20 protein-coding genes and 2 pseudogenes are annotated in these 24,986 nt (G+C 39.9%); 10 read left to right on the top strand and 12 right to left on the bottom strand.

The window, feature by feature from the left end:
- Positions 1–27: 27 nt before the first annotated feature.
- Genes DBU79_RS01205 through DBU79_RS01195 form a run of 3 tightly spaced genes read left to right on the top strand, consistent with a single transcriptional unit; the run spans position 28 to position 2,172 of the window.
- Positions 28–747 carry an urease accessory protein UreF gene (locus DBU79_RS01205; protein WP_154411389.1) on the top strand — a complete coding sequence of 240 codons (720 nt, stop codon included), beginning with the start codon at positions 28–30 and terminating at the stop codon, positions 745–747.
- Between the two features lie 28 nt (positions 748–775).
- Positions 776–1,375 (top strand): urease accessory protein UreG, encoded by a 600-nt coding sequence (gene ureG / locus DBU79_RS01200; RefSeq protein ID WP_000238757.1) that lies wholly within the window; start codon positions 776–778, stop codon positions 1,373–1,375.
- Positions 1,375–2,172, top strand: coding sequence for an urease accessory protein UreD (locus DBU79_RS01195; RefSeq protein WP_154411290.1), 798 nt, complete (start codon positions 1,375–1,377; stop codon positions 2,170–2,172). The genes ureG and DBU79_RS01195 overlap by 1 nt, the downstream gene beginning before the upstream one ends.
- Before the next feature lie 69 nt (positions 2,173–2,241).
- On the opposite strand, the pseudogene DBU79_RS07855 reads toward DBU79_RS01195, so the two are convergent.
- The 12 genes and pseudogenes from DBU79_RS07855 to DBU79_RS01125 all read right to left on the bottom strand — a co-directional run bounded on the left by DBU79_RS07855 (position 2,242) and on the right by DBU79_RS01125 (position 13,226).
- Positions 2,242–4,670, bottom strand: a pseudogene (locus DBU79_RS07855) (FtsK/SpoIIIE domain-containing protein).
- The gene (locus tag DBU79_RS01175; RefSeq protein ID WP_154411288.1) at positions 4,663–5,010 is read right to left on the bottom strand and encodes a hypothetical protein; all 348 of its coding nucleotides are present in this window, start codon (positions 5,008–5,010) and stop codon (positions 4,663–4,665) included. The pseudogene DBU79_RS07855 and the gene DBU79_RS01175 overlap by 8 nt, the downstream one beginning before the upstream one ends.
- Before the next feature lies 1 nt (position 5,011).
- Positions 5,012–5,437, bottom strand: a complete 426-nt coding sequence (locus DBU79_RS01170) for an SMI1/KNR4 family protein (protein ID WP_154411287.1) — start codon at positions 5,435–5,437, stop codon at positions 5,012–5,014.
- Positions 5,407–7,212 (bottom strand): HNH endonuclease, encoded by a 1,806-nt coding sequence (locus DBU79_RS01165; RefSeq protein WP_154411286.1) that lies wholly within the window; start codon positions 7,210–7,212, stop codon positions 5,407–5,409. The genes DBU79_RS01170 and DBU79_RS01165 overlap by 31 nt, the downstream gene beginning before the upstream one ends.
- A gap of 10 nt (positions 7,213–7,222) precedes the next feature.
- Entirely contained in the window at positions 7,223–7,483 is a 261-nt protein-coding gene (locus tag DBU79_RS01160; protein ID WP_154411285.1) for a type VII secretion protein, read from the bottom strand.
- A gap of 15 nt (positions 7,484–7,498) precedes the next feature.
- The gene (locus DBU79_RS01155) at positions 7,499–8,068 is read right to left on the bottom strand and encodes a hypothetical protein (protein WP_134890293.1); all 570 of its coding nucleotides are present in this window, start codon (positions 8,066–8,068) and stop codon (positions 7,499–7,501) included.
- Positions 8,065–10,492, bottom strand: a pseudogene (locus tag DBU79_RS01150) (hypothetical protein). The gene DBU79_RS01155 and the pseudogene DBU79_RS01150 overlap by 4 nt, the downstream one beginning before the upstream one ends.
- 11 nt (positions 10,493–10,503) lie before the next feature.
- Positions 10,504–10,959, bottom strand: coding sequence for a hypothetical protein (locus DBU79_RS01145; protein ID WP_229763999.1), 456 nt, complete (start codon positions 10,957–10,959; stop codon positions 10,504–10,506).
- 4 nt (positions 10,960–10,963) lie between these two features.
- Positions 10,964–11,134 carry a hypothetical protein gene (locus tag DBU79_RS01140; protein ID WP_154411284.1) on the bottom strand — a complete coding sequence of 57 codons (171 nt, stop codon included), beginning with the start codon at positions 11,132–11,134 and terminating at the stop codon, positions 10,964–10,966.
- A complete protein-coding gene (locus DBU79_RS01135) occupies positions 11,124–11,798 on the bottom strand; it encodes a coiled-coil domain-containing protein (RefSeq protein WP_154411283.1) in 675 nt (224 codons plus the stop codon). Before DBU79_RS01135 ends, DBU79_RS01140 begins: the two co-directional genes overlap by 11 nt.
- Before the next feature lies 1 nt (position 11,799).
- The gene (locus DBU79_RS01130; protein WP_154411388.1) at positions 11,800–12,708 is read right to left on the bottom strand and encodes a hypothetical protein; all 909 of its coding nucleotides are present in this window, start codon (positions 12,706–12,708) and stop codon (positions 11,800–11,802) included.
- A gap of 308 nt (positions 12,709–13,016) precedes the next feature.
- Positions 13,017–13,226 carry a hypothetical protein gene (locus tag DBU79_RS01125; RefSeq protein WP_039093372.1) on the bottom strand — a complete coding sequence of 70 codons (210 nt, stop codon included), beginning with the start codon at positions 13,224–13,226 and terminating at the stop codon, positions 13,017–13,019.
- A 321-nt stretch (positions 13,227–13,547) separates the two neighbouring features.
- On the opposite strand from DBU79_RS01125, the gene DBU79_RS01120 reads away from it, so the two are divergent.
- Genes DBU79_RS01120 through hypE form a run of 7 tightly spaced genes read left to right on the top strand, consistent with a single transcriptional unit; the run spans position 13,548 to position 24,938 of the window.
- The gene (locus DBU79_RS01120) at positions 13,548–17,105 is read left to right on the top strand and encodes a bifunctional proline dehydrogenase/L-glutamate gamma-semialdehyde dehydrogenase (RefSeq protein ID WP_154411282.1); all 3,558 of its coding nucleotides are present in this window, start codon (positions 13,548–13,550) and stop codon (positions 17,103–17,105) included.
- Positions 17,106–17,131: 26 nt separating this feature from the next.
- Positions 17,132–18,622, top strand: coding sequence for a sodium/proline symporter PutP (gene putP / locus DBU79_RS01115; protein ID WP_154411281.1), 1,491 nt, complete (start codon positions 17,132–17,134; stop codon positions 18,620–18,622).
- A 39-nt stretch (positions 18,623–18,661) separates the two neighbouring features.
- On the top strand, positions 18,662–19,948 hold the full coding sequence (locus tag DBU79_RS01110; protein WP_154411280.1) for a DNA cytosine methyltransferase: 1,287 nt from the start codon (positions 18,662–18,664) through the stop codon (positions 19,946–19,948).
- Positions 19,945–20,637 (top strand): DNA-methyltransferase, encoded by a 693-nt coding sequence (locus tag DBU79_RS01105; protein ID WP_154411279.1) that lies wholly within the window; start codon positions 19,945–19,947, stop codon positions 20,635–20,637. The genes DBU79_RS01110 and DBU79_RS01105 overlap by 4 nt, the downstream gene beginning before the upstream one ends.
- A gap of 58 nt (positions 20,638–20,695) precedes the next feature.
- Positions 20,696–21,688 carry an agmatine deiminase family protein gene (locus DBU79_RS01100; protein ID WP_154411278.1) on the top strand — a complete coding sequence of 331 codons (993 nt, stop codon included), beginning with the start codon at positions 20,696–20,698 and terminating at the stop codon, positions 21,686–21,688.
- Entirely contained in the window at positions 21,685–23,937 is a 2,253-nt protein-coding gene (hypF, locus tag DBU79_RS01095; protein ID WP_154411387.1) for a carbamoyltransferase HypF, read from the top strand. Before DBU79_RS01100 ends, hypF begins: the two co-directional genes overlap by 4 nt.
- A gap of 2 nt (positions 23,938–23,939) precedes the next feature.
- Complete coding sequence (gene hypE, locus DBU79_RS01090) at positions 23,940–24,938, top strand: hydrogenase expression/formation protein HypE (RefSeq protein ID WP_154411277.1); 999 nt, start codon at positions 23,940–23,942, stop codon at positions 24,936–24,938.
- Positions 24,939–24,986: the final 48 nt, after the last annotated feature.

The raw sequence follows: 24,986 nt of genomic DNA, 5'->3' as shown, positions 1-24,986 counted from the left end.
GTGAAAAGCACTAAAAAAAGCGTGGCTATGCCCCCAAAAACCCCAAAGACAGACAACAATGCTCATGTGGATAATGAATTTCTGATCTTGCAAGTCAATGATGCGGTGTTCCCTATTGGCTCTTACACGCATTCTTTTGGACTAGAAACTTATATCCAGCAAAAAAAGGTTACCAATAAAGAAAGCGCTTTAGAGTATTTAAAAGCCAATCTTTCTAGCCAGTTCCTTTATACGGAAATGCTGAGCTTGAAACTCACCTATGAAAGCGCCCTCCAACAAGATTTAAAAAAAATCTTAGGGGTTGAAGAAGTTATTATGCTATCCACAAGCCCCATGGAATTACGATTAGCCAATCAAAAGCTAGGCAATCGTTTCATTAAAACCTTACAAGCCATGAACGAATTAGACATGGGCGCATTTTTTAACGCTTACGCTCAACAAACCAAAGATCCCACCCATGCCACTAGCTATGGCGTTTTTGCGGCGAGTTTGGGGATTGAATTGAAAAAGGCTTTAAGGCATTATCTTTATGCGCAAACTTCTAACATGGTAATCAACTGCGTTAAAAGCGTCCCTTTATCCCAAAACGACGGGCAAAAAATCTTATTGAGCTTGCAAAGCCCTTTTAACCAACTCATAGAAAAAACCCTAGAACTAGACGAAAGCCACTTGTGTGCGGCAAGCGTTCAAAACGACATTAAGGCGATGCAGCATGAGAGTTTATACTCGCGCCTTTATATGTCTTGAATTTTAATCTCAAATTGAAAGGAATTTTATGGTAAAAATTGGAGTTTGTGGTCCTGTAGGAAGCGGTAAAACCGCCTTGATTGAAGCTTTAACGCGCCACATGTCAAAGGATTACGACATGGCGGTTATCACTAATGATATTTACACGAAAGAAGACGCAGAGTTTATGTGTAAAAATTCGGTGATGCCACGAGAGAGGATTATTGGCGTAGAAACAGGAGGTTGTCCTCACACCGCCATTAGAGAAGACGCTTCTATGAATTTAGAGGCCGTAGAAGAAATGCATGGGCGTTTCCCTGATTTGGAATTACTTTTGATTGAAAGCGGAGGCGACAACCTTTCAGCGACTTTCAACCCAGAGCTAGCAGATTTTACGATTTTTGTGATCGATGTGGCTGAGGGCGATAAAATCCCTAGGAAGGGCGGGCCAGGAATCACGCGTTCAGACTTGCTTGTCATCAATAAAATTGACTTAGCCCCCTATGTGGGAGCGGACTTGAAAGTCATGGAAAGGGATTCTAAAAAAATGCGCGGCGAAAAGCCCTTTATTTTCACAAATATCCGCGCTAAAGAAGGCCTAGATGATGTGATCGCATGGATTAAGCACAACGCTTTATTGGAAGATTGATGAACACTTACGCTCAAGAATCCAAGCTCAGGTTAAAAACCAAAATAGGGGCTGATGGGCGGTGCGTGATTGAAGACAATTTTTTCACGCCCCCCTTTAAGCTCATGGCGCCTTTTTACCCTAAAGACGATTTAGCTGAAATCATGCTTTTAGCGGTAAGCCCTGGCATGATGAGGGGCGATGCGCAAGACATGCAATTAAGCATCGGTCAAAATTGCAAGCTAAGGATCACCTCGCAATCCTTTGAAAAAATCCATAACACTGAAGATGGGTTTGCCAGCAGAGACATGCATATCGTTGTGGGGGAAAACGCCTTTTTAGACTTCGCGCCTTTCCCGTTAATCCCCTTTGAAAACGCGCATTTTAAGGGCAACACCACGATTTCTTTACGCTCTAGCTCCCAATTGCTTTATAGTGAAATCATTGTCGCCGGGCGAGTGGCGTGCAATGAGTTGTTCCAATTCAACCGCTTGCACACCAAAATCTCTATCTTACAAGATGAGAAGCCTATCTATTATGATAATACGATTTTAGATCCCAAAACCACCAACATGAATAATATGTGCATGTTTGATGGCTACACACATTATTTGAATCTGGTGCTTGTCAATTGCCCCATAGAGCTGTCTGGTGTGCGAGGATTGATTGAAGAGAGCGAAGGAGTGGATGGAGCCGTGAGCAAGATTGCTAGTTCTCATTTATGCCTAAAAGCTTTAGCGAAAGGCTCAGAACCCTTGTTGCATTTAAGAGAAAAAATCGCTCGCATAATCACGCAAACCATCACGCCAAAGGTTTAAAAAGCGCTTCAAAAAGATTAAATCCCTTTAGTCTTTTTAACCCCCCCTTTTTTAACCCCCTTTTTGACCCTATAAGCTGAAAGGCCTGAACTCAGTGTGGCTGTCTTTGGAAAGCTCTACAAATAGCGCGTTGAGTTTGCTTGGTAAAGATAAATTGCTTTTGAGAGCGTTTAAGTTTTCCCCATTGCATTTAAAGGCCAGGCATTGCTTGAAGTGGTGGTTTAACAATTCTCTTAACTTGTCAAGATGGTAATTAGCTTTAATTTGTTTGTAGTCATGCGCAAAAATGATGCAATACTGCTCGTTGTCTATGGCTTTTTCTAAAAACGATTTTAACTTTTCCACCCCTATTTTATCGTGCAATTCCTTCGCTTCGTTGAGATTGTCTATCACAAGCGCGCTATTAGGGTTCATGGCGGTGTCTAAAACGCTTAAGATATTTTCTACAGGCGTGATACCGTATTCTTTTTGCGCATCAAAAAACCTTATCAGGCGTTTTTCTTTATTGCAGAAAACCAATTCTTTGTTCGTACTCTTAATGTTTTGGAACAAGAGTTTCATTAAAGCGATGCGAGCGTTTAAATCTTGGCTCACCACTAACAAATGCGATTCGTTGTTTTCAAACTCCACTATCAAGTCCTTTTGCTCATAATCCACTTCTTTGCCCAGATGCAAACGCATTTCATTAGCCTTAAGGGTGTGGGGCATTTTTAAAGCCGTCTCGCCATTATAGATTTTACGATCTATGGGGGTGAGATTTCTTTGGTTAAATTCTTCATGGATTTTTTTGATAAACGCTGTGAAATCATCAGGGGCTTTAGGGATACTCATCTTGGTGTGGTATTTTTTATGCCCCCCATTGTTATTGAAAATGCCTTCTGTTGGTGGCGTAAGCTCACAAGCCACATCATCATCACTCAAAATACTATTGCTGTCTTCTGCATCCATAGGCAAAGCGATGCGGTTAGCGATTTGAGCCTTAAAGCTTGAATCAATTTCGCCACCGTGCATGGTTTGAGTGGCCAAAACTAAATGCACCCCATAGCTACGGCCCTTTTTAAGCAGAGTGTTTAAGGATCGTTCCACGTTCCCTTTCATTTGAGTGGATTTATCGCTAAAAAGCACCTGAAATTCATCAATTACTACAATCAATCTGGGCATTTTTTCATGCTTTCGGTAATCGCTTAAATCTTTCACCTTAAACTGCTTGAACAGATTAGATCTTTTTTCCATTTCACCGCAAAGCCAGCTTAAAAAACTAACACCAAAACCCACCGAACTCGCTACGCTCACCAACCTCGCATGCTCTAAAATCGGATCTGTGTATGCGTTAAATTCCACCCCCTCTTTATAGTCTAACAAAAAGAGTTGGACTTCATCGGGATCGTAGTAGAAAGCTAGATTTTGAATCAACACATGCAAGAAATTGGATTTCCCGCTCCCGCTGCGCCCGCAAATGAGCGTGTGGTTTTGCGCCTTACCGATTTCAAAACACACTTCCTTATGGTTAATATCCCACCCCACCGGCACGCTCACTTCATGATGAGAGCTTTTAGTCCAAAATTCTTTATCTCTTTGTAAGTCTTTCAACTCCCTTTTAACTTCTTTTTTTGCCTGTAATACGCTTTGATTTTATCAGCGAAGTCTTGCATGTGTTGGGATTTAATACCTTGATCGTTGATCACTTCCACATTAAGATATTTAAAGCGTTCAAAACTTGTCGTATCTTTAAAAAACTCCGCATGTTTTTTCAAGTCTTCTGCGGATTTATTGTTTTTTTCGCTCTCCAAATTGACAAAGCTCAAAACCCCATTTTTAGAGCCAAAACGCATGATTTTTTCCAAATAATAAAACGCGTCTTTACTCAAAGCATCTACCCCGCTTAAAAAAAGCGCTTTTAAAGGCAAGGGGTCTGTGGCGTTTTCATTATAATGCGCAAAATCTCTAAAGCCGGCTAATTTTTCTTGCAAATTAACCTTTAAATATTCATACAAATGCTTTAGGGCTTCTTCTATTTCCTTGCTTTCGGTCAAAATCCTTTGCTGATAAATAAAGTCATTGTCTTTATTTAAAAGCCTTCTGGCTAGATTGAAAATACCCCCCAAGCTCAACGCATCAATCAAAATCACTTCCAGTTGCACTAAAGGCATGCTGGAGAGTAAGCGCATGAGCATTTCTCTTAAAAACTGCCCGTCTTTTTCATGCTCTATATACAAGCTTTTAGGGGGGAAAGGATAAACTTTAGGCAATAAAAATTCCATGTTAGTGCCATTTTTGCCCCTAACATGTAATAAACCACAGCTTAAAAATTTAGGGTAAGCACTCGTTTCATTAAATTGCGGCGCGTCTATGAATTGCGCTTGAATTTGCCTGATACTCTTTTGATATTCTTCTATTTTTAAAGTGGACGGCTTGAGAAAACTCTCTGGCTCTTTTTTAGCAACAACCTTATCTAAGGCGTCGTCTAGTTCTTTTAATAAATTACCCGCATCAATCATTTCTATCCTTAAGATATTCATCATAGCGTCTCTTAGCTTCTCTTTCATGCTCTTTGGCTTCACGCATAAGCCTATCGATCTCGCTTGGTGAATGGAAATTCCTATCAATTCGCCCCTCTAAAGACTTGGCTTCTTCAATTTGCTCGTTGATTTTTCTTCTTTGGTATTGAGTGTCTTGCTCTAAATTTTCTAAGTCATGCGCGATTTTTAGCATCTCCTCTAGCACCTTGCTCCTGAGTTTCTGCCCTAAATCATCTTGCATGGCGTTTTCTACAAATTCATCGCAAATCTTTCTTAATTTATTGGTGCAACCCTCCAAAAAAACTTTATGAGACAACATTTTAACCCCTTGATTCCAATTTTTTTAAAAACATTTTAAGATGCAACAGCGCATGTTTTGAGCCATCATCAGTGTCTAAAAACAGCACCACATCAGTAGTCGTATTCCAAAGATAATACCCCCCATACCCGTCATTAGCAAAGATAATTTCTTCAGGCTCTAACCATTCTTTCAAGCTCTGCATCAAATCAACAAACAAGCCCTTACCCTCTAAATTGAAGTTTAAAACATGCTTGAATGTGTAAGATTCATTGCCCACCATAAAAGAACGCCATTGGCTAAAGCCATAGTTTGATCGTTTGATGAAGTCCTTAAATTCATCGCTCAAGCCTATTTTCAATCGCTCTTCTAACCCGTTCAACGCATTGTCATTGAGCGGCTCTACAAATTCCCAATTCAGTTCTGTGTTTGTAGGAATTTCTCCCATAGTTTGTATCCTTTCGTGTGTTTCACGCCTAATAATAACTCTTCTCTCACCAACACCACATTCCCTAAAACATTCGCATCAAAATGCCACAAATACCCCCTAGGGATGAATCCTTTTGCGATCTGTTCCAATTCTGCCGCATCAAAGCCCAAATCGTTGTCTTTAAGCGCAGCTTGTAAAGCCTTTAGGGCATGATGAGCGCATGCGGTTTTACTCCAATCTTCTAAAGGCGCAATGGCGCTAAAAACGCTATCAAACTCCGCTAAACGCAAATCATTGAATTTGACTTCTTCCGGGTAGGGGTTTTGCTCATCTACAATAAAGCCCTCTTTTTCTTTTTCTAAAAACTCTCTATACTCCAACGCTTTTTGCGTATAATTTTCATTGCGTTCTAAGATGGGTGCTATTTTTTGGCTCAAACTTTCTGTAGCGCGCTCCAACTCTGTTTCTAAATTATCAAAAGCTTCATTGAGAGCGTTCAAATCGTTGGGGGCTTCTTTGATTTTTTCTGCAAAATCTTGTAAAGCTTTCTTACAATTTTTAACGCAATGCTTTTTGGCTAGAGTCAAGCTCTCATCATAAGAAGGCACGCCTAAAGAACTCGGCATCAAATCCTCTAAACTCTTTTCAAATTCTCGTTCTTTAGAGCTTGCCATGCGTTCTAAATCATCGCCAGATAAGGCGTTAGTTTTATCTCTAAAGCTTGGCGTTAAATCCTCTAAACTCTTTTCAAATTCTTGTTCTTTAGAGCTTGCCATGCGTTCTAAATCCTCGTTAGACAAAGCGTTATGATGGATCTTGTCTTTCAGATCAGCGCACAGATCAGCGTATAAAGAAGCGAAATTTTCTCTCAAATCTTTCAAGCGCTCATCATCTGTAGCCTTCTCTAACTCTGTTTTTAAACGATTAAAGGCTTCATTCACAGCGTTCAAATCGTTAGGGGATTCTTTGATCTTTTTTGTAAAACCTTGTAAGGCTTCTTTCATGTTTTTAGTGCAACGATTTTTGGCTAAATTCAAGCTCTCAAAATCAACGCTCATCAAATCCAATCCATGCTCTTTAGAAGTTGTGGCGCGATCTCTATGAGAAAAAGCTCTGATTTTATCTTTCAAATCAGCGTATAAAGAAAAGCTGAAATCTTCCCTTAAATCCTTCAAGCGTTCATCAAAAACGCTTTTTTTAGGGCTATAAGAGAAAGTAGGCCGTTCAAAATCGTGCTCCTTTAAACTTTCTGGGGGCGCGATATTGTATTCATTATCTATCGCCGCGCTCGCATAGTTCAAACGCCTGATAAATTCCTGGTGCTTATCAGTATAAAAATGCAACATCTTTTTAACGCTCTCCCAAGCCCCCTCCACAAGCTCCACGCTCGCTTTGGCTTGATTCGAGTAGATTTCAAGCATTCGTTCTAATAACCTTACATTGTGTTCCCATTTTTTTATATTGTCTTCCATAAGGTTTAAGCCCTTTTCACAAAGTTCAGCGCATAATTTAACAGGAGGGATAACCGACCCTACCGCATTACCAAGATCTCTCCCAAGCTCCCCAAGAAGTCCCCAAAAGCCCTTTCGCTCCTTTTTGGCTTTTTTTAATTCTCCTATGGCTTTTTCCAATTGCATTTCAATTTTTCTGCGTTCTACTAGGATTTCTCGCGCGTAACTATCAAGATTTGTGATAAATTGAAGGCACCTTTCTTCTTGCAGGGATCTTTTAAATTCCCTGCATTTTTCAACAACCTTTTTGACTTCTTCTGTGTCCGTTTTCCATTCAGCCATAAACCACCCCTTAATAATCTTGCTCTAAAACCCTAATCCTCTCTTTAAGCCATGCGATTTGCTCTTGCGCGGCCTCATCAAATTCATTGAAAGTGCCTTTCAAGTTATCCACCACCTTGCTAAATTTATCCCTCCTAGCGTCTTGCCATGACTCTAAATTATGGAAATGGTTGCTCAAGCTATTCACTTCCTCTCTTAGTAACTCTCTAAAGCGTTCTAAATGCCCTACAAATTCCCTGACCTCTTCGGTATCCATTTGCACTTTGCTCATCTGCTATCCTTTCTTTTAAAAATTTTCTTCATTAGAATCAGGCTTTTTATCGCCGCTGATTCTAATGCTCCCACCCCCATAGCTAGGGGGTGTTGTGGGGCGAATCTCTATCGTTTCGCCTCTTTCTCTTTTGTATTTTTCTTGCTGGCTTTGGTGGTATGTTTTCATGCTGTCTATCACGATTGTTTGATGGGTGCTCCCTAGATCAGCGTTGGTGAGCAATTTTTGAATGCCATTACCCAAGCTGTTAGAACGCCTATCTTCTACTTTAAGAGACAAATTCAAGCCCTTAAAACCCTCCAAAGCCTCCACTAGCGCTACCACAAGCTTCCTGTCCCAAATGGAATTTTTCAAATCCTTACACAAGGAAAAAACCTCGCTTGAAAACTGGTAGTCATACAAAAACAAAAGATCTAAATTTTCTAAAAATTCCAGATTGCAACGCTCTTTAAAACTTCTCAAAAAACCCTCTTTTAAAGGTGCAAAGCTTTCAGTGATAGGGATTAGCCCCTTGTCTTTGGCGCATTTAAACACCATAATACTTTTTTCAATTACGACAAACGCATAAGCGTTCTTAGTCATCATAATTTTTCTACCTCGCTTTCATAGATTAGTTGGCCGTCTTTAAACAGCCCCACTTTAATGCTTTGGGAATCCACGCAACACACCTTCACATCCACTTCTTCATGCTCTTCTAGCGCTATGGAAACCATTTGCGTATCTTGAATATTTAGAGTGTTGGTGTTGGCTAGGGCTTTATCGCTATAGCGTATCTCTAACCCATCAAAGCCTCCCCATTCCTCTTTAGTTTGGAAAATCTGGTATTCATTAGGCTTTAAAGAACCCCTATGGATTTTAGCGTGGAATTTCCCCTCTATCTCAATGCCTAAATCGTATTTAAACACAGGATTGGCGCTTATGGAGGGCATTTCAATCCCTTTAGCCTTGTCCCTGCTTTCTAAAAGCCCAAAAGCCACCCCGGTTTTGCAAGTGGGCTTCAAATAAGCGAGCATGTTAGAAACATCTTCTCCTGTAAGCTCTAAAATCTGTTTGTCTGATTTTTCTGTGCCTAGCGGCTCATAAATGATGAATGTGAAATCATCTTTAGAGATCTTTTGCTTGTAATCTTTGAGCTGCTTTTCTTTGGCGTTTTCAAACGCTTGTTTGACTAACACCGAACGGCTCGCATTCCCGCCTAAGAAAATGTGAAACGCCCGACACTCATCATCAATGTTTTCAGCCATCACTTTAGAAAATCCGGCAAAGAAGTTGGCAACGCCTTCCTCTATCTTGCCTTTTAAGAGATTTAAAAGCTCTTTGCAATCAACTTTAAGATCGCATTCTGTTTCTACCCCATTCCTATCCAACAGCATGGCTTTAAAATCCTTTTCAAAACCCTCTATGCTAAACTCTTCATTTTCTTCTATCGCTTCTATAATATCAGCGTCTAAATTTTCTAAAAAAGGGCGTAATGTAGAAGCGATCGTTTGCAAATTCAAGCGCGCTTCCCTAGAATTTTGCATAAACGATCCAAAGCGTTGCGTATCGATCCTGTCATAGTTGGGCTTAGCGATGACAATGTCTTTTGCTTTCAGCTCTTGGAAATTTTTGGCATACACTTCCCAAGCCAGCAATTCCAATAAATTTTCACCGCCTAAATATTTATCCCCTCCACTGCTGAAATGCGTCATTTTGTAAAGGAATTTAGGGCTAGCGCTTTTTTCCCATTTGCCAAAGTCAAAATCCGTCGTCCCGCCCCCAAAATCAAACACCCCGTAATAAACCGGCTTGTCTAACTTCTCTGATTTAAAAAACCCATAGCTTTTTAAAGCGCTAATGGCATACGCGCAAGGCTCGCTCGCTCTTAGTTCCACTTTGAAAGTTTTATCCGTTTTTTCATCGTCAAAAACATGCCGGGGTAAGGATTTTTTCAAGCCTCTTTCAAAACTCTCTCTGATTTTTTCAGCCTGATGCTTTTCATACTTGATGGGGTAGGATAAAAAGTATTTCAAAAACACGCCATTATGCATGTTATTAATGCAGCGACCGATGTAGTAAGCGTAGATTTCTATGGGGTTAAAATCCGTGCAATTAGTGAAGCTTTCTAAAGAAAAATCCTCTATGAGATCCCTAAAATTCTGTTTTTCATCCGCTCCAGCCCATTGCTTCAATTTAGAAAAAAACCGATACAAATCATTCCCTTTAACGCCTGCAGCATTCTTTTGGGCTTCATGCGCCACTTCTATATCGTTCTTTTCTGTGAAAGGGCGGTGATCTAGCGCGTTGTAAGCGTTAAGAAAGGCTTCTCTGTGTCTGAACTCCACGATCGTGGGGTTTTCAAACTTTGTCAGGCTCGTATCATCTACTAGCCCGCCAATAGAGAGCAAGCGGTAATCTCCGTTCTTATCCATATAGCTTGCGGTCGTGCTTTTAGTCCCAAAGTCAATAGCGACAACGCCCTTGTTTAAATCCTTCAAACTTGAGCGCGCATAGAAGTTCATTTCTTTGTTTTTTTTCGTCTTTAGGTAAATTATCAAACCTAAAGGTTACGCTTTCTTTAGGCGCGCTAGGCACCTTTAAATCCCAATGCCCTCCGTCCAAATCAAGCAATTGGCTTTGGCTATAGCTCTTAAGGCCTACCGCTACACTATCCACCTTAAGCATCAATTCTTTAAATTTTTCAAAATCCACATCCACATCGCTAACAGAAACGATCTCTAAGGTTTTTTCTATTTTCTCATTAGTGATCTTTTTATCTTGCGCTAAATCCTCTATGAATTTTTGATTTTCATCAGAAAGATACCTTAAAGAAGTCTCATTATTGACGATCGCATGAAGCACCCGCAACGCTTGTTCAAACTTGATTTTGTCTTCTTTTGACACTTCTTCTTTGAAATTGACTCCACTTTTTTCATTGAATGCGGCTTTATTGTTTAAAGACAACTCGCACAGCTTCTCTACTAAGGGGTGGCCAATCGGCAGTCTTAAACTTTGTAAGGGTGTTACCATGAATTTCTCCTTTATTGTGGTTTTGGTTGTTTTGAGAGTTGCTCTTTCAAGCCATCAACCCTCTCTTTGAGGGCGATGTTCTCTTCTTCTAATTTTCGGTTTTGGCGTTTTAAATCCTGATTTGCGCTCGCTAAACGCCTGTTGTGTAAGTCTAGGTCGGCTTTTTCTTGGTGCGATGCATTAAGCTCATCGTTTAGAATTTCTTTTTCTTTAGCTAGAATTTCTTTTTCTGCGGTCAGCGCTTTAATTTTTTCAGCTAACTCGGTGTTTTGTGCTGTTAGCTTTTGATTTTTTTCAGTCAGCTTGGTTTTTTCATTTTTTAGCTTGGTGTTTTCGTTAGTCAGCTCAGCGTTTTTATTTTTTAAAACTTGCTGAGATTGTTCTAACGCTTCCACTTGCTTTTGTGATGCATTAAGCTGATTGGTTAGATTATCTTTTTCGTTAGTTAGCCTTTCTTTGTCTTTGATTAGATTATCTTTTTCTATTATCTTTTTCTTTTGATAGTCCGGCGTTTTCTTTAGTGAGCTTTTCTTTATCTCTTAACAACTCGGTTTTTTCATTTTTTAAAAGATGATAAGAGTCTTCTAACGCATGCACTTCTTTTTGTGATACAAAGTTTTCTATTTCTTCTTTAACTGACATTACCAACCTCCTCTTTGAGTTTTATATTCTCTTCTTCTAATTTTCGGTTTTGGCGTTTTAAATCCTGGTTTGCGCTCGCTAAACGCCTGTTATCCAAGTCCAATTTGCTTTTTTCTTCCATGCCCTCTAAGCTCTTCAAGCACGCGATTTCTCGCTCCAGCTCGGTTTTTTCTTTGGCTATTTTTTCTTTAGCTTGCGCTAATTGAGCGTTAGAGTTTTCTAAAGACTGCCGTAATTGATTGTTAGTGTTTTCCAAATTTTTTTGAGCGCTTTCTAACTTTTTAAGCTTGTCGGTTAGGTGTTGGTTTTCTTTTTCTAAATTAGCGCATGATTTTTCTAAAACCCCATGCTCTCCTTGCAATTGCGCTCGCTCCTGTTTGAGGCTGCCCTGCTCGTTATTGAGCGCGATAACTTGGTGGTTGAGTTTGTCGTTTTCGGTTTTCAGATCGGCGGTTTTCTCAGTCAGCGCGGTGTTTTTATGGGTTAGCTCGGTGTTTTCTTTAGTGAGCTTTTCTTTAGCTTGCCATAATTGATCGTTAGCGTCTTTTAACTCGCTAGTTTCTGCAACTAAGTATTCTCTTTCTCTTAACAACTCGGCGTTTTCATTTTCTAACTCACCGATGCGGGCTTCTAATTTTTCCCTTGTTGAAGACAAACAAAACATTTCACCCTCCCATATCCACGATAGTGTAACATGCTATTTTTTTGTCGTATGTGTAGCCTCTTAAAACCACTCTTTGCATCTTTTGAGAAGTGTTTTGCTCTGGGTATAGCTTTTTGCAAGAATGATCATAACCGCTTGGCTCTTTCAAACGTTCAAATTTATTGTCCTTAATGTATTCAAAAAGCAAATCAAACAATTCAGCTAATTTCTCGCCCTTATCGCTCCTCTTATCGCTTAATTCTTGGCTCGCTTTGTTATAAAGGCTTTCTAAATAGTATTTGCTATCGCTAAGAACAGACGCGATCAAATCCATTGCGCTGTGAGTGGTTGCTACAAAATTAAAATTCAAGCGATCTTTGACTTCCAAAAAGACTTCATAGAGTTTTTCTAATTTTTGGTATGGAGCGTGCCTTTGCTCTAGCTCATTTAATTTTTGGCTCGTTTGTTCGGCTTGGCTTTTTGCTGTTGATAGCACTGTGGTTAGGTTTTCTTTATCTTCAGTTAGATTATCTTTTTCTGCTGTTAGTTTTTGATTTTTTTCAGTCAGTTCTGTTTTTTCTTTAGCTAGGTTTTCTTTATCTTTTGACAACTCGGCTTTTTCATTTTTTAAAACTTGCTGAGATTGTTCTAACGCTTGCACTTGCTTTTGTGATGCGTTAAGCTGATTGGTTAGGTTTTCTTTGTCTGTGGATAATCCGGTGATTTTGTTAGTTAGCTCATTTTTTTCTGTGGTTAGTGTTTTATTTTGGTCAGCTAGCTTATCTTTTTCTCTAGTTAGATCTGTTTTTTCTCTATTTAGTGCGGTGCTTTCTTCTTTGACTTTTTTAAGCTCTTCCTCTTTTTTTAAAGCGTCTTTTGAGTTTTCTTGGGTGTCGTTAGAGGATTTTCCAAGCGAAAAGAAAGAGCCTATAAAATGAGAGGGTTTTCTAAGGGGTTCAAAGTCTTCTAATTTAAGATCTTCTAATTTTTTAATGCGATCTGCAAGACCTTTAACAGATTTTAAAAGCTCTTCATCATTATTGGGGGGGGTGGAAGCAGTGGGATTTAAAGTAATCGTATTTTCTATTTTCTCATTATTCGTATTTTCTACAATATGAGCACCACTCATAAGAATATCCCCTTTTATATTATATCAGTGTTAAAAAGATTGTTATTGTAATCTGAGAAAACTTAAAATGAGCTTTATTTCCTCCCCTTTTCGCCCCCTCTAACAAACCCCTAGAATGTAGAATCCCAGTGGTTTAAGTTAGAAGAATAAGGGTCAAAAAAGCCCTTAGGCGTGTATTGCGCTTCTTTTTTGGTAGGAGCGTCTTTTGAAGAATGGTCTTTAGGGAGACAAGCGAAACGCTGAGTATCAAAGCTAGAACAACCGCTCAATAACAACGCACCGAGTGTGCCAATCATAATACCATTTTTAATTGTTTTCATTTTATATCCTTTGTTTTGTAAAATTTTTTGTAAATCCGTTTAATTTAAAATCGTTTCGTTCAATGGTTTTAAATTACACGATGCGAATGTTATAATTTATTATTAAACGAAAAGTAAATGAAGCTAAAAACAATACAAATTATCACTCAAATTCTTATCATTGTGTAAAAATGCGTGATAAACTCAAAAAGATTAAAATGAGAATTAATTGCCACTAGAACAAAATTTAAAATTAAAAAACATTACCAATCAATGAGACTTAAAGCCACCCGCTTAAAACATGCTACAATCAAGCCAAATTCTTAAATAAAAGGTAAGCTCATGCAAAAAATCATTGACGATTCATTAGAATTAGCTAAAAAACTGCAAGATAGTATTAGTAACCATTTGAGCGAACAAGAAAAAGCGTTCCACTCTAAAATGCAAAAGCTTTTAAACAACCCTGAAAATAAAGTCATGCTCATAGAGCTTATGGATCGGAGTTTCAGGTGCTTGGACAATAAAGCCCGCTTTGAAATGATTGAGCATGTTTTGGACAAATACAAAAGCCGTGAGATTTTTTCTCCGTTTGAAAAAGTGCTTTTAATGGGGTTTTTAAGCCTTGGGAAAATGCTCCCTGATATGAGCGTGCCTTTCTTTGTCAATAAGATCAGAAGCGATACGAAAGCGATGGTCTTGGATCAAGAAGAGGATAAATTAAAAGAGCGGGTTTTAAAAAGAAAAAATGAAAACATCGTTTTGAACGTGAATTTTATTGGCGAAGAGGTTTTAGGCGAAGAAGAAGCTAATGCTCGTTTTGAAAAATACTCTCAAGCCCTAAAATCCAACTACATCCAATACATTTCCATTAAAATCACCACGATTTTTTCTCAAATCAATATCCTTGATTTTGAATACTCTAAAAAAGAAATTGTCAAACGCTTAGACGCTCTTTATGCCCTGGCTTTAGAAGAAGAAAAAAAGCAAGGCATGCCTAAATTCATCAATTTGGATATGGAAGAATTTAGGGATTTAGAGCTTACGGTGGAGTCTTTTATGGAATCCATTGCTAAATTTGATTTGAACGCCGGAATTGTGCTGCAAGCTTATATCCCTGATTCTTATGAATATTTGAAAAAACTGCACGCTTTTTCTAAAGAAAGGGTTTTAAAAGGGTTAAAACCCATTAAAATCCGCTTTGTTAAGGGAGCGAACATGGAGAGCGAAGAGACTATCGCTTCTATGAAAGACTGGGCGTTACCCACATTTTCTAGTAAGCAAGACACCGATTCTAATTACAATAAAATGCTGGATTTTGTTTTAGAGGGCGACAATTATAAATACATTCATATCGGCGCAGCGAGCCATAATATTTTTGAAATCGCTTATGTCTATACGCGCATCCATGCCCTTAATGATCCTGTTGTGTTGGAGCATTTTAGCTTTGAAATGTTAGAGGGCATGAGCTTGCAAGCGAGCCAAGAACTAAAAGAGATGCACAAACTCATTCTTTATGCACCGGTGTGCGATGAAGCGCATTTCAATAATGCGATCGCTTACTTGGTGAGGAGGTTAGATGAAAACACCTCAAGCGATAATTTCATGAAAGCTTTCTTCAACCTCAAAGTCGGCACGAGCGAATGGAAAGACCAAGAACAACGCTTTTTAAACAGCCTTAAGGGAGTTGCCGCTTTAGACAACGCCACCCACAGGACTCAAGACAGAAACGCCAAACAAAGCGGGCATACCACCTACCCAAACCACTCTTTTAAAAACGAAAGCGATACCGATTTTATTTTAAAAGCTAACCGAGAGTGGGCTAAAAAAGTGCGCGAAAAAATGCGTAACGCCCCTATTTTAGAGCTTTACCCAGAAATGGATGGGAGGTTTGAAGATCCTAATTTAACCCCTTTAGAAGTCTTTGATAAAATCCATCATAGAAAAATCGCTAGCGTGCATTTAGCGGATAAGGGAGCGATTTTAAAAGCCCTAGAAGTGGCTAAAAGCGATAAGAGCCGTTTCAGCCAAAAAAGCTTTACAGAAATCCATGCCTTAATGAGTCAAACCGCCCAGCTTTTTAGAGAAAGGCGAGGCGATTTGGTAGGGATTTCGGCTTTAGAAGTGGGTAAGACTTTCGCTGAAACGGACGCTGAAGTGAGCGAAGCCATTGACTTTTTAGAGTTTTACCCTTACAGCTTAAGGGTGTTACAAGAGCAGAATAAAAAAACGAAATTCACCCCCAAAGGCGTGGGTGTGGTCATCGCCCCATGGAATTTCCCTGTGGGCATTTCTGTAGGCACTATCGCTGCCCCCCTAGCCACTGGCAATCGGGTGATTTACAAGCCCTCAAGTTTATCTAGCGTAACGGGCTATAAGCTTTGTGAGTGCTTTTGGGATGCGGGCGTGCCTAGAGATGCGCTCATTTACTTGCCCTCTAAAGGGAGCGATATTAGCGAACACCTTTTAAAAGATGGAAGCATCCAGTTTGCCATTTTAACCGGGGGTGAAGACACTGCTTATAAAATGCTAGAAGCTAACCCCACTCTAGCCTTGAGTGCTGAAACGGGCGGTAAAAACGCCACCATTGTGAGCAAAATGGCAGACAGGGATCAAGCGATTAAGAATGTTATCCATTCAGCTTTTAGCAATTCGGGGCAAAAATGCTCTGCCACTTCGCTTTTAGTGTTGGAAAAAGAAGTCTATGAAGATGAGAATTTCAAAAAGACTTTGATAGATGCGACTCTAAGCCTTAGCGTGGGCGATCCTTTTGATTTCAAAAACAAAATCGGCACTCTAGCGGACAAGCCTAATGAAAAAGTCATCAAAGCCATAGATGAATTGAAAAGCTATGAAAATTACGAAATCCCGGCAAGTTTTGTGAATGATAACCCCTATTTGATGAAGCCAAGCATCAAATACGGCACCAAAAAAGGCGATTTCACGCACCAAACTGAGCTTTTTACGCCCATTTTATCCGTGATGAAAGCGCAAGATTTAGACGAAGCGATAGAGATAGTCAATTCTACCGGTTACGGGCTGACTAGCGCGTTAGAGTCTTTAGACGAAAGGGAGTGGGAATACTATTTAGAACGCATTGAAGCCGGTAATATCTATATCAACAAACCCACCACAGGAGCGATCGTTTTGCGCCAGCCTTTTGGGGGGGTTAAAAAATCCGCTGTGGGGTTTGGGAGGAAAGTAGGCATTTTTAACTATATCACGCAATTTGTGAATATCCACCAAGAAGAAGAAGATGAACACGCCCTAAAAAACCCCTTAAGCGAAGCCTTAGAAAACTTAACTCAAAAAGGCTATGACGAACACACGCATGAGTTGAAACGCGCGATTTTTATGGCAAAGAGCTACGCTTATCATTATAAACATGAATTTAGCCAAGCTAAAGACTATGTCAAAATCAGAGGCGAAGACAACCTCTTTTCCTACACTAAAGTTAAAAGCGTGGGCTATCGCATCACCGAAAAGGACACCTTAAGCGACATGTTGGGCGTGGCTTTGGCATGTCTCATTTCTCAAATCCCTTTAACGCTCAGCATAGAAAACGAGCGAACGAACAAGGATTTAACCTTTTTTTTAGAATGCTTAAAAGTGCTCCGAGCAAACACCCCTATCGTTTATGAAAGCTTGCAAAAATTTAGCGAAAAATTGCATGCTTTCAATCGTGTCCGTTATTTAAAAAGCGATTTGGATTTATTGCACAAGCAAGCGAGCGCTTTAGGGATTATTTTAGCCACGGCCAAACCATGCTTGAACGGGCGTTTTGAATTATTATATTACCACTTAGAGCGATCGGTTAGCATTTCGTATCATCGTTACGGGAATTTAGGCTCAAGGGTTTTAAGACAACCCACTTGCCACAAATCATGCTGTGCTGAAAAATAAATATTGTATTAAATAAGGAGATCAAAATGGGACATGTTGTTTTAAGCACCCCTATTGTTACGATGTTTATCGTTTATTCGCTGTTAATGCTCTATATCGGTTTTTATTTTTACAAGCAAAATGAAACGACTGAAGATTATTTCTTAGGCGATCGCTCCATGGGCCCTGTGATTAGCGCTTTGAGCGCGGGGGCGAGTGACATGAGCGGGTGGCTTTTAATGGGCTTACCGGGAGCTTTATATGTGGGGGGGCTTATCAACTCGCACATCGCTATAGGATTGAGTTTAGGAGCGCTCATTAACTGGGTTTTTGTGGCCAAACGCTTACGCATTTATACGAGCGTGATCGCTAATTCCATTACCATTTCAGATTATTTTGAAACGCGCTTTAGCGATGATAAACACATCTTGCGCTTGATTTCAGCTTTTGTGATTTTGATCTTTTTTATTTTTTACATTTCTTCAGGGCTAGTGAGTGGGGCTAAACTTTTTGAAGCGACCTTTGGCATCCAATACAACTACGCTTTAAGCATTGGCACGCTGATCATTGTTTCTTACACCTTTTTAGGAGGGTATAGGGCGGTGTGCTGGACGGATTTGATTCAAGGGCTTTTGATGATGAGCGCTTTAATCGTGGTGCCGATTGTGATGATAATCCATCTTGGAGGGATTGGAGAGGGGATTAAGATCATTAGAGAAATCAAGCCTGAAAACCTTTCTTTCTTGCAAGGCTCTAGCGTAGTCGCCATCATTTCAAGCCTTGCTTGGGGGTTAGGCTATTTTGGGCAACCCCATATTTTAGTGCGTTTCATGTCTATCCGCTCCATTAAAGATGTCCCTAAAGCGACCATTATTGGGATTTCTTGGATGGTTATTTCTTTGATTGGGGCATGCACTATGGGGCTTTTAGGCGTTGCGTATGCGCATAAATTTGATTTGAGCTTAGAAGACCCTGAAAAGATTTTCATTGTGATGAGTCAATTGCTCTTTAACCCTTGGATCACAGGCATTTTATTGAGCGCGATTTTAGCGGCGGTGATGAGCACAGCCAGTTCGCAACTGCTTGTAAGCTCTTCTACCATTGCTGAAGATTTCTATGCGACGATTTTTAACAAAAACGCTCCGCAAAAATTAGTGATGGTTATTTCTAGGCTTTCGGTTTTAGGGGTGGCTTGCATCGCTTTTTTCATTTCAACGGATAGAAACGCCAGCATTCTCAGCATCGTGAGTTACGCATGGGCTGGCTTTGGCGCGAGTTTTGGCTCTGTGATTTTGTTTTCACTTTTTTGGTCAAGAATGACGCGCATTGGCGCGATTGCGGGCATGCTCTCTGGGGCTAGCACGGTGATTTTATACGATAAATTTGGCAAGAGCTTTTTGGATATTTATGAAATCGTTCCGGGCTTTATTGTAGCGAGTGTGGCTATTGTGGTGTTTAGTTTGTTTTCTAGCGTGCGAGCAGGCACTAAAGAGGCTTTTGAAACCATGCTTAAAGAAATTGAGAGCTTGAGGCATTAAAACGCTTCAAATGAGCTTGGTTTAATCCTTAATCCCCCTATGCTCTTTAATCAAACCTTAACCTATGTTTCTTTATTTTCTGGGGCAGGGGTGGGGTGCTATGGGCTTTTAGAAGAGGGGTTTGAATGCATTGCTACCAATGAAATTTTAGAAAAACGCTTGAATATCCAAAGGATCAATCGTAAATGCAAACTAGATGAAAGCTACATTAGTGGGGATATTAAAAAGCCAGAAACAAAAGAAAAAATTTTAAAACAAATTGGATTTTATTCTAAAAAATTTGGTAATGATAGGGTTGATTTAGTGATAGCAACCCCACCTTGTCAAGGCATGAGCGTAGCCAATCATAAAAAGAAAAACGATGAAATCAAACGGAATTCTTTGGTGGTTGAGAGCATTGATTTGATCAAACAAATCAAACCCAGATTTTTTATTTTAGAAAATGTCCCTAGTTTTTATAAAACAGGTTGTATAGACAAAAATGACAATTTACTAGAAATAGGATCTATGATAGAGCAAAATTTGAGTGGTGATTATATGCTCTATGATGAGGTGATCAATTTTAAAAATTTTGGAGCTAATTCAAGCCGAACAAGAACTTTAGTGATAGGGGTTTGTAAAGAGTTTAAAGATTTTACAAGCGCGTTAGAATTTTTTCCTGATTTCAAACAAGAAAAAACCTTAAAAGAAGTGATAGGCTCGTTAAAACCACTTACTTGGGGCGAGTATGACAGGGCGGATTTTTATCATAGTTTTAGAACTTATCCAAAGCATATGCAAGAATGGATTAAGGATTTAAAAGAAGGACAAAGCGCGTTTGAGAATATTCAAGATGCCATAAGCGATTTAGCCTATCTTTGTTCTAATGAGGGGGCGTTTGAGAGTGATTATTTAAACCCTATCCAATCAAACTATCAAGCCTTAATGCGAAAAGATAGCCCTAAATTATACAACCACCAAGCCACCAACCACTCGCAAGCCGCTTTAGAGAAATTAAAGCTCATCAATAAAGAGCAGGGCAAAGAATGCTTGCCTAAAAACTTGCATGGCAAACAGCAATTCAAAAGCACATGGGGACGCTTGAATTGGAATAAAATCAGCCCCACCATAGACACACGCTTTGACACCCCAAGTAATGGCACCAACTCCCACCCTGAATTGCACCGCTCTATCACGCCCAGAGAAGCTGCTAGGATACAAAGTTTTAGCGATAATTATATCTTTTATGGCAATAAAACGAGCGTTTGTAAGCAAATCGGTAACGCTGTGCCTCCTCTTCTAGCCCTAGCCTTAGGCAAAGCGATCTTAAAAAGCTTAAGAAAATGATACAAATTTATCACGCTGACGCTTTTGAAATCATCAAGGATTTTCACCAGCAAAATTTAAAAGTGGATGCGATCATCGCAGACCCTCCTTACAACATTTCGGTTAAAAACAATTTTTCCACCCTAAAGAGCGCTAAAAGGCAAGGCATAGATTTTGGGGAATGGGATAAAAATTTCAGGCTTTTAGAATGGATCAAGCGCTACGCCCCCTTAGTCAATCCAAACGGCTGCATGGTGATTTTTTGCTCTTACAGGTTTATAAGCTATATCGCTGATTTTTTAGAAGAAAACGGCTTTGTGGTCAAAGACTTTATCCAATGGGTTAAAAATAATCCCATGCCAAGAAACATTCACCGGCGCTATGTCCAAGACACGGAATTTGCCCTGTGGGCGGTTAAAAAGAAAGCCAAATGGGTGTTTAATAAACCTGAAAATGAAAAATATTTACGGCCCTTGATCTTAAAAAGCCCTGTGGTGAGCGGGCTTGAAAGAGTCAAACACCCCACGCAAAAAAGCCTAGCCTTAATGGAAAAAATCATTTCCATCCACACAAACCCTAATGACATCGTGCTAGATCCTTTCATGGGGAGCGGTACCACCGGCTTAGCGTGCAAAAATTTAAAACGAAATTTTATCGGCATAGAATCAGAAAAAGAATATTTTCAAACCGCCAAAAAGCGTTTGAGCTAGCTTTTAAAAACGCTATTTGAATGAGATTGTGTTATAGTTGCTTAAAAGGATATTTTTAATGAAAAGAATGTTAGCGGAGTTTGAAAAAATCCAAGCGATTTTAATGGCGTTCCCCCATGAGTTTGGCGACTGGGCGTATTGTATCAAAGAAGCCAGGGAGAGCTTTTTAAACATCATTCAAACCATAGCCAAACACGCTAAAGTGCTAGTGTGCGTCCATACTAACGACACTATCGGTTATGAAACGCTTAAAAACTTACCCGGTGTAGAGATCGCAAAGGTCGACACTAACGACACATGGGCTAGGGATTTTGGAGCGATCAGCGTTGAAAATCATGGCGTTTTAGAGTGCTTAGATTTTGGTTTTAATGGCTGGGGGTTGAAATACCCGTCCAATTTAGACAATTTAGTGAATTTCAAGCTCAAACATTTAGGGATTTTAAAACACCCTTTAAAAACGATGCCCTATGTTTTAGAGGGCGGGAGCATAGAAAGCGATGGGGCCGGGAGCATTTTAACCAACACCCAATGCCTGCTAGAAAAAAATCGTAACCCCCATTTGAATCAAAATGGAATAGAAAACATGCTTAAAAAGGAATTAGGGGCTAAACAAGTGCTGTGGTATTCTTATGGCTATCTCAAAGGCGATGATACCGATAGCCATACCGACACGCTCGCTCGTTTTTTAAATAAAGACACCATTGTTTATAGCGCATGCGAAGATGAAAACGATGAGCATTACACAGCCTTAAAAAAAATGCAAGAAGAATTAAAAACCTTTAAAAAACTAGACGGCACGCCTTATAAACTCATCCCCCTAGAAATCCCCAAAGCCATTTTTGATGAAAACCAACAACGCTTGCCGGCAACTTATGTGAATTTTTTATTGTGCAATAACGCTTTAATCGTCCCCACTTACAACGACCCTAATGATACGCTCATTTTAGAAACCTTAAAACAACACACGCCCTTAGAAGTGATAGGGGTTGATTGTAATACTCTAATCAAACAGCATGGGAGTTTGCATTGTGTAACGATGCAACTTTATTGAATCAAATCACGCTTTTTGGCGTGGTTCAAGGCGTGGGCATGCGCCCTTTTGTTTATACCCTGGCTCAAAAATTAGAGCTTGTAGGCTTTGTGCGTAACACCCAAGCGGCTTTAGAAGTCATCTTACCCGCTCACAAAACAGGGCCTTTTTTAAACGCCCTAAAAAAGGGATTGCCCCCTTTAGCGTTAGTGGAAAAAATCATTATTAGCCCCTATGATAAGGCGTTAAATTTTAATGATTTTAGGATCTTAGAAAGCAAGAACCACCCCTTAAATCTGCTCAGTCAAATCCCTAAAGATTTAGGCGTGTGCAAGGATTGCTTGCGTGAAATCAGAGATAAAAACTCCCCCTATTTTCATTACGCTTTCAATTCTTGCGCGAAATGCGGGGCGAGATACAGCCTTTTAAACGCCTTACCCTATGACAGAGAAAACTCCGCCCTAAAACCTTTCAAGCTCTGCAAATTTTGCGCATCCGTTTATAAAGACACTCATAACAAGCGATTCCACATTCAAGGCATAAGCTGCAAAAAGTGCGGTATCGCGCTCAATTATAAACAACTAAAGAATGATGACGCTCTCTTAGAATGCGCTAAAGACATTCAAAAGGGTAAAATCATCGCTCTTAAAGGTTTGGGAGGCTTTGCTCTCTTGTGCGATGCGAGAAATTTTCAAACCATAGAAAGATTACGGCTTTTAAAAAACCGCCCCTTAAAGCCTTTCGCGCTCATGTTTAAAGACTTAAAATCAGCCAAACAGCATGCGTTTTTGAACACATTAGAATGCGAGAGCTTGAATTCTACAAGCACCCCCATTCTTTTGGCGCGTAAAAAACCTGACACCCAATTAGCCCCCAATATCGCTAAAAACTCCCCCTTTTATGGCGTTATCTTGCCCTATACCCCTTTGCATGCTTTATTACTGGATTTATTGGATTTCCCTATTGTATTTACGAGCGCGAATTTCAGCTCCCTCCCTTTAGCGAGCGATGAAAAAGAAATCGATTCGCTTCATTTTATTTTTGATTTTAAGCTCACGCACAATCGCGCTATCATCCACAGGATTGATGATAGCATTGTGCAGCGCGTGGATAATGTAATTCGCCCCATGCGTTTGGCTAGAGGGTTTGCCCCCCTTTACCTCACTTTGCCTAAACGCTCTAATCAAGCACAAAAAAAGATTTTAGCGCTTGGAGCGGAGCAAAAAGGGCATTTTAGTTTATTGGATAGCGGAACTTCTGTTCTTTTACTCTCGCCTTTTTGCGGGGATTTGAGCGTTTTAGAAAATGAAAAACACTTTAAAGAAACCCTGAATTTTTTCTTAAAAACCTATGATTTCAAGCCCACGCTCTTAGCTTGCGATAAGCATAAAAACTACACCACCACTCAAATGGCTTTTGAATTTAATACGCCCTTATTGCAAGTCCAGCACCACCATGCCCACTTTTTAGCGAGCGTCTTAGACGCATTATTACAAGATCCGCATTTAAACCACCCCTTTATAGGCATCATCTGGGATGGGAGTGGGGCTTATGAAAATAAGGTTTATGGGGCGGAGTGTTTTGTGGGGGATTTTGAACGCATTGAAGAAATTGCCAGGTTTGAAGAATTTTGGCTTTTAGGGGGGCAAAAAGCGATCAAAGAGCCTAAACGCTTGGTTTTAGAAATCGCTTTAAAACACCAACTCAACAAACTTTTAAAGCGCGTTCAAAAGCATTTTAAAGAAGACGAATTAGAAATTTTCCAACAAATGCATGACAAAAAAATTCAAAGCGTCGCTACCAATTCCATAGGGCGTTTGTTTGATATAGTAGCGTTTAGTTTGGATTTAGTGGGAACGATTAGTTTTGAAGCCGAGAGCGGGCAGGTTTTAGAAAATCTGGCCCTACAAAGCGATGAAATTGCCTTTTACCCTTTTGAAATCAAAAACAGCGTGGTGTGTTTGAAAGAGTTTTATCAAGCGTTTGAAAAGGATTTGGGCGTTTTAGAACCCAAACGCATCGCTAAGAAATTTTTTAACAGCTTAGTAGAAATCATTACCGCTTTGATTGTGCCTTTTAAAGAACATGTCGTGGTGTGTAGTGGGGGCGTGTTTTGCAACCAATTGTTGTGCGAACAATTAGCCCAACGATTCAAAAAGCTTCAAAGGGAGTATTTTTTCCACAATCATTTCCCCCCTAATGACAGCAGTATCCCTGTCGGTCAAGCCTTAATGGCGTATTTCAACCCTACAATCATCAAAAAAGGATAAAAATGGATAGCGTAACTCTAGCATGCGGGAACGGAGGGAAAGAAACAAACGCTTTAATTGAGCGAGTCTTTATGCCCTATTTAAAAGAATTTATCGTTGCGTTTGATGAAGACGCCCCTACATTTGAAGCTAGTGGAGAATATTGCGTGAGCACGGATAGTTTTGTCATCACGCCTTTAATTTTTAATGGGGGCGATATAGGCAAGCTTTGCGTTTGCGGGAGCGCGAATGACGTGAGCGTGCAAGGGGGCGAACCTTTGTATTTGAATATGGGTTTTATTTTAGAAGAAGGCTTAGAAATCCCTCTTTTAAAGCAAATTTTACAATCCATACAAAAAGAATTGTTTAAAGCCAACCTAAAACTCCTCTCCCTAGACACTAAAGTCGTGCCAAAGGGGAGCGTGGATAAGCTTTTTATCAATACAACCTGTATTGGTAAAATCATCAAGCCAGGGATTTCTTCGCGCCACTTACAACAAGGGCAAGCCATTATCCTAAGCGACACTATCGCCAATCATGGGGCAAGCCTGTTTGCGATGCGTAATGAAATCAAGCTTAAAACGAATCTAGAAAGCGATTGCCAACTGCTCTACCCTTTATTAAAACCCTTATTTTTAAGCGATCTCAAAATTGATGCTTTAAGAGATGCGACTAGGGGTGGGTTAGCGAGCGTGCTGAACGAATGGGCGAACAGCTCCAGAGTGAAAATCGTTATAGAAGAAGAAAAAATCCCCTTAAAAGAAGAAACGAAAGGGATTTGTGAGATTTTAGGGCTAGAACCCTATGCACTGGCCAATGAGGGGGTGTTTGTTTTAGCGCTCAATCAAAAAGATGCCCCTAAAGCCTTAGAAATTTTAAAAAGTAATGAAAAAGCTAAAAACGCTTGCGTGATTGGCGGAGTGTTTGAAAACCCTTATCCTAGCGTGGTTTTAAAGAACGCATGGGGTTTTGAAAGGATTTTAGAGATGCCAGAGGGCGAATTATTGCCTAGGATTTGTTAACACGCCGTCACTTTTTAATCGTTTTAAGCCTGCCCTAAAAATGGTTTA

Source organism: Helicobacter pylori (assembly GCF_009689985.1).
Lineage (GTDB): Bacteria > Campylobacterota > Campylobacteria > Campylobacterales > Helicobacteraceae > Helicobacter > Helicobacter pylori_CG.
The sequence above is the reverse complement of the archived record's forward strand: the minus strand, read 5'-3'. Positions and strand labels throughout refer to the sequence as shown.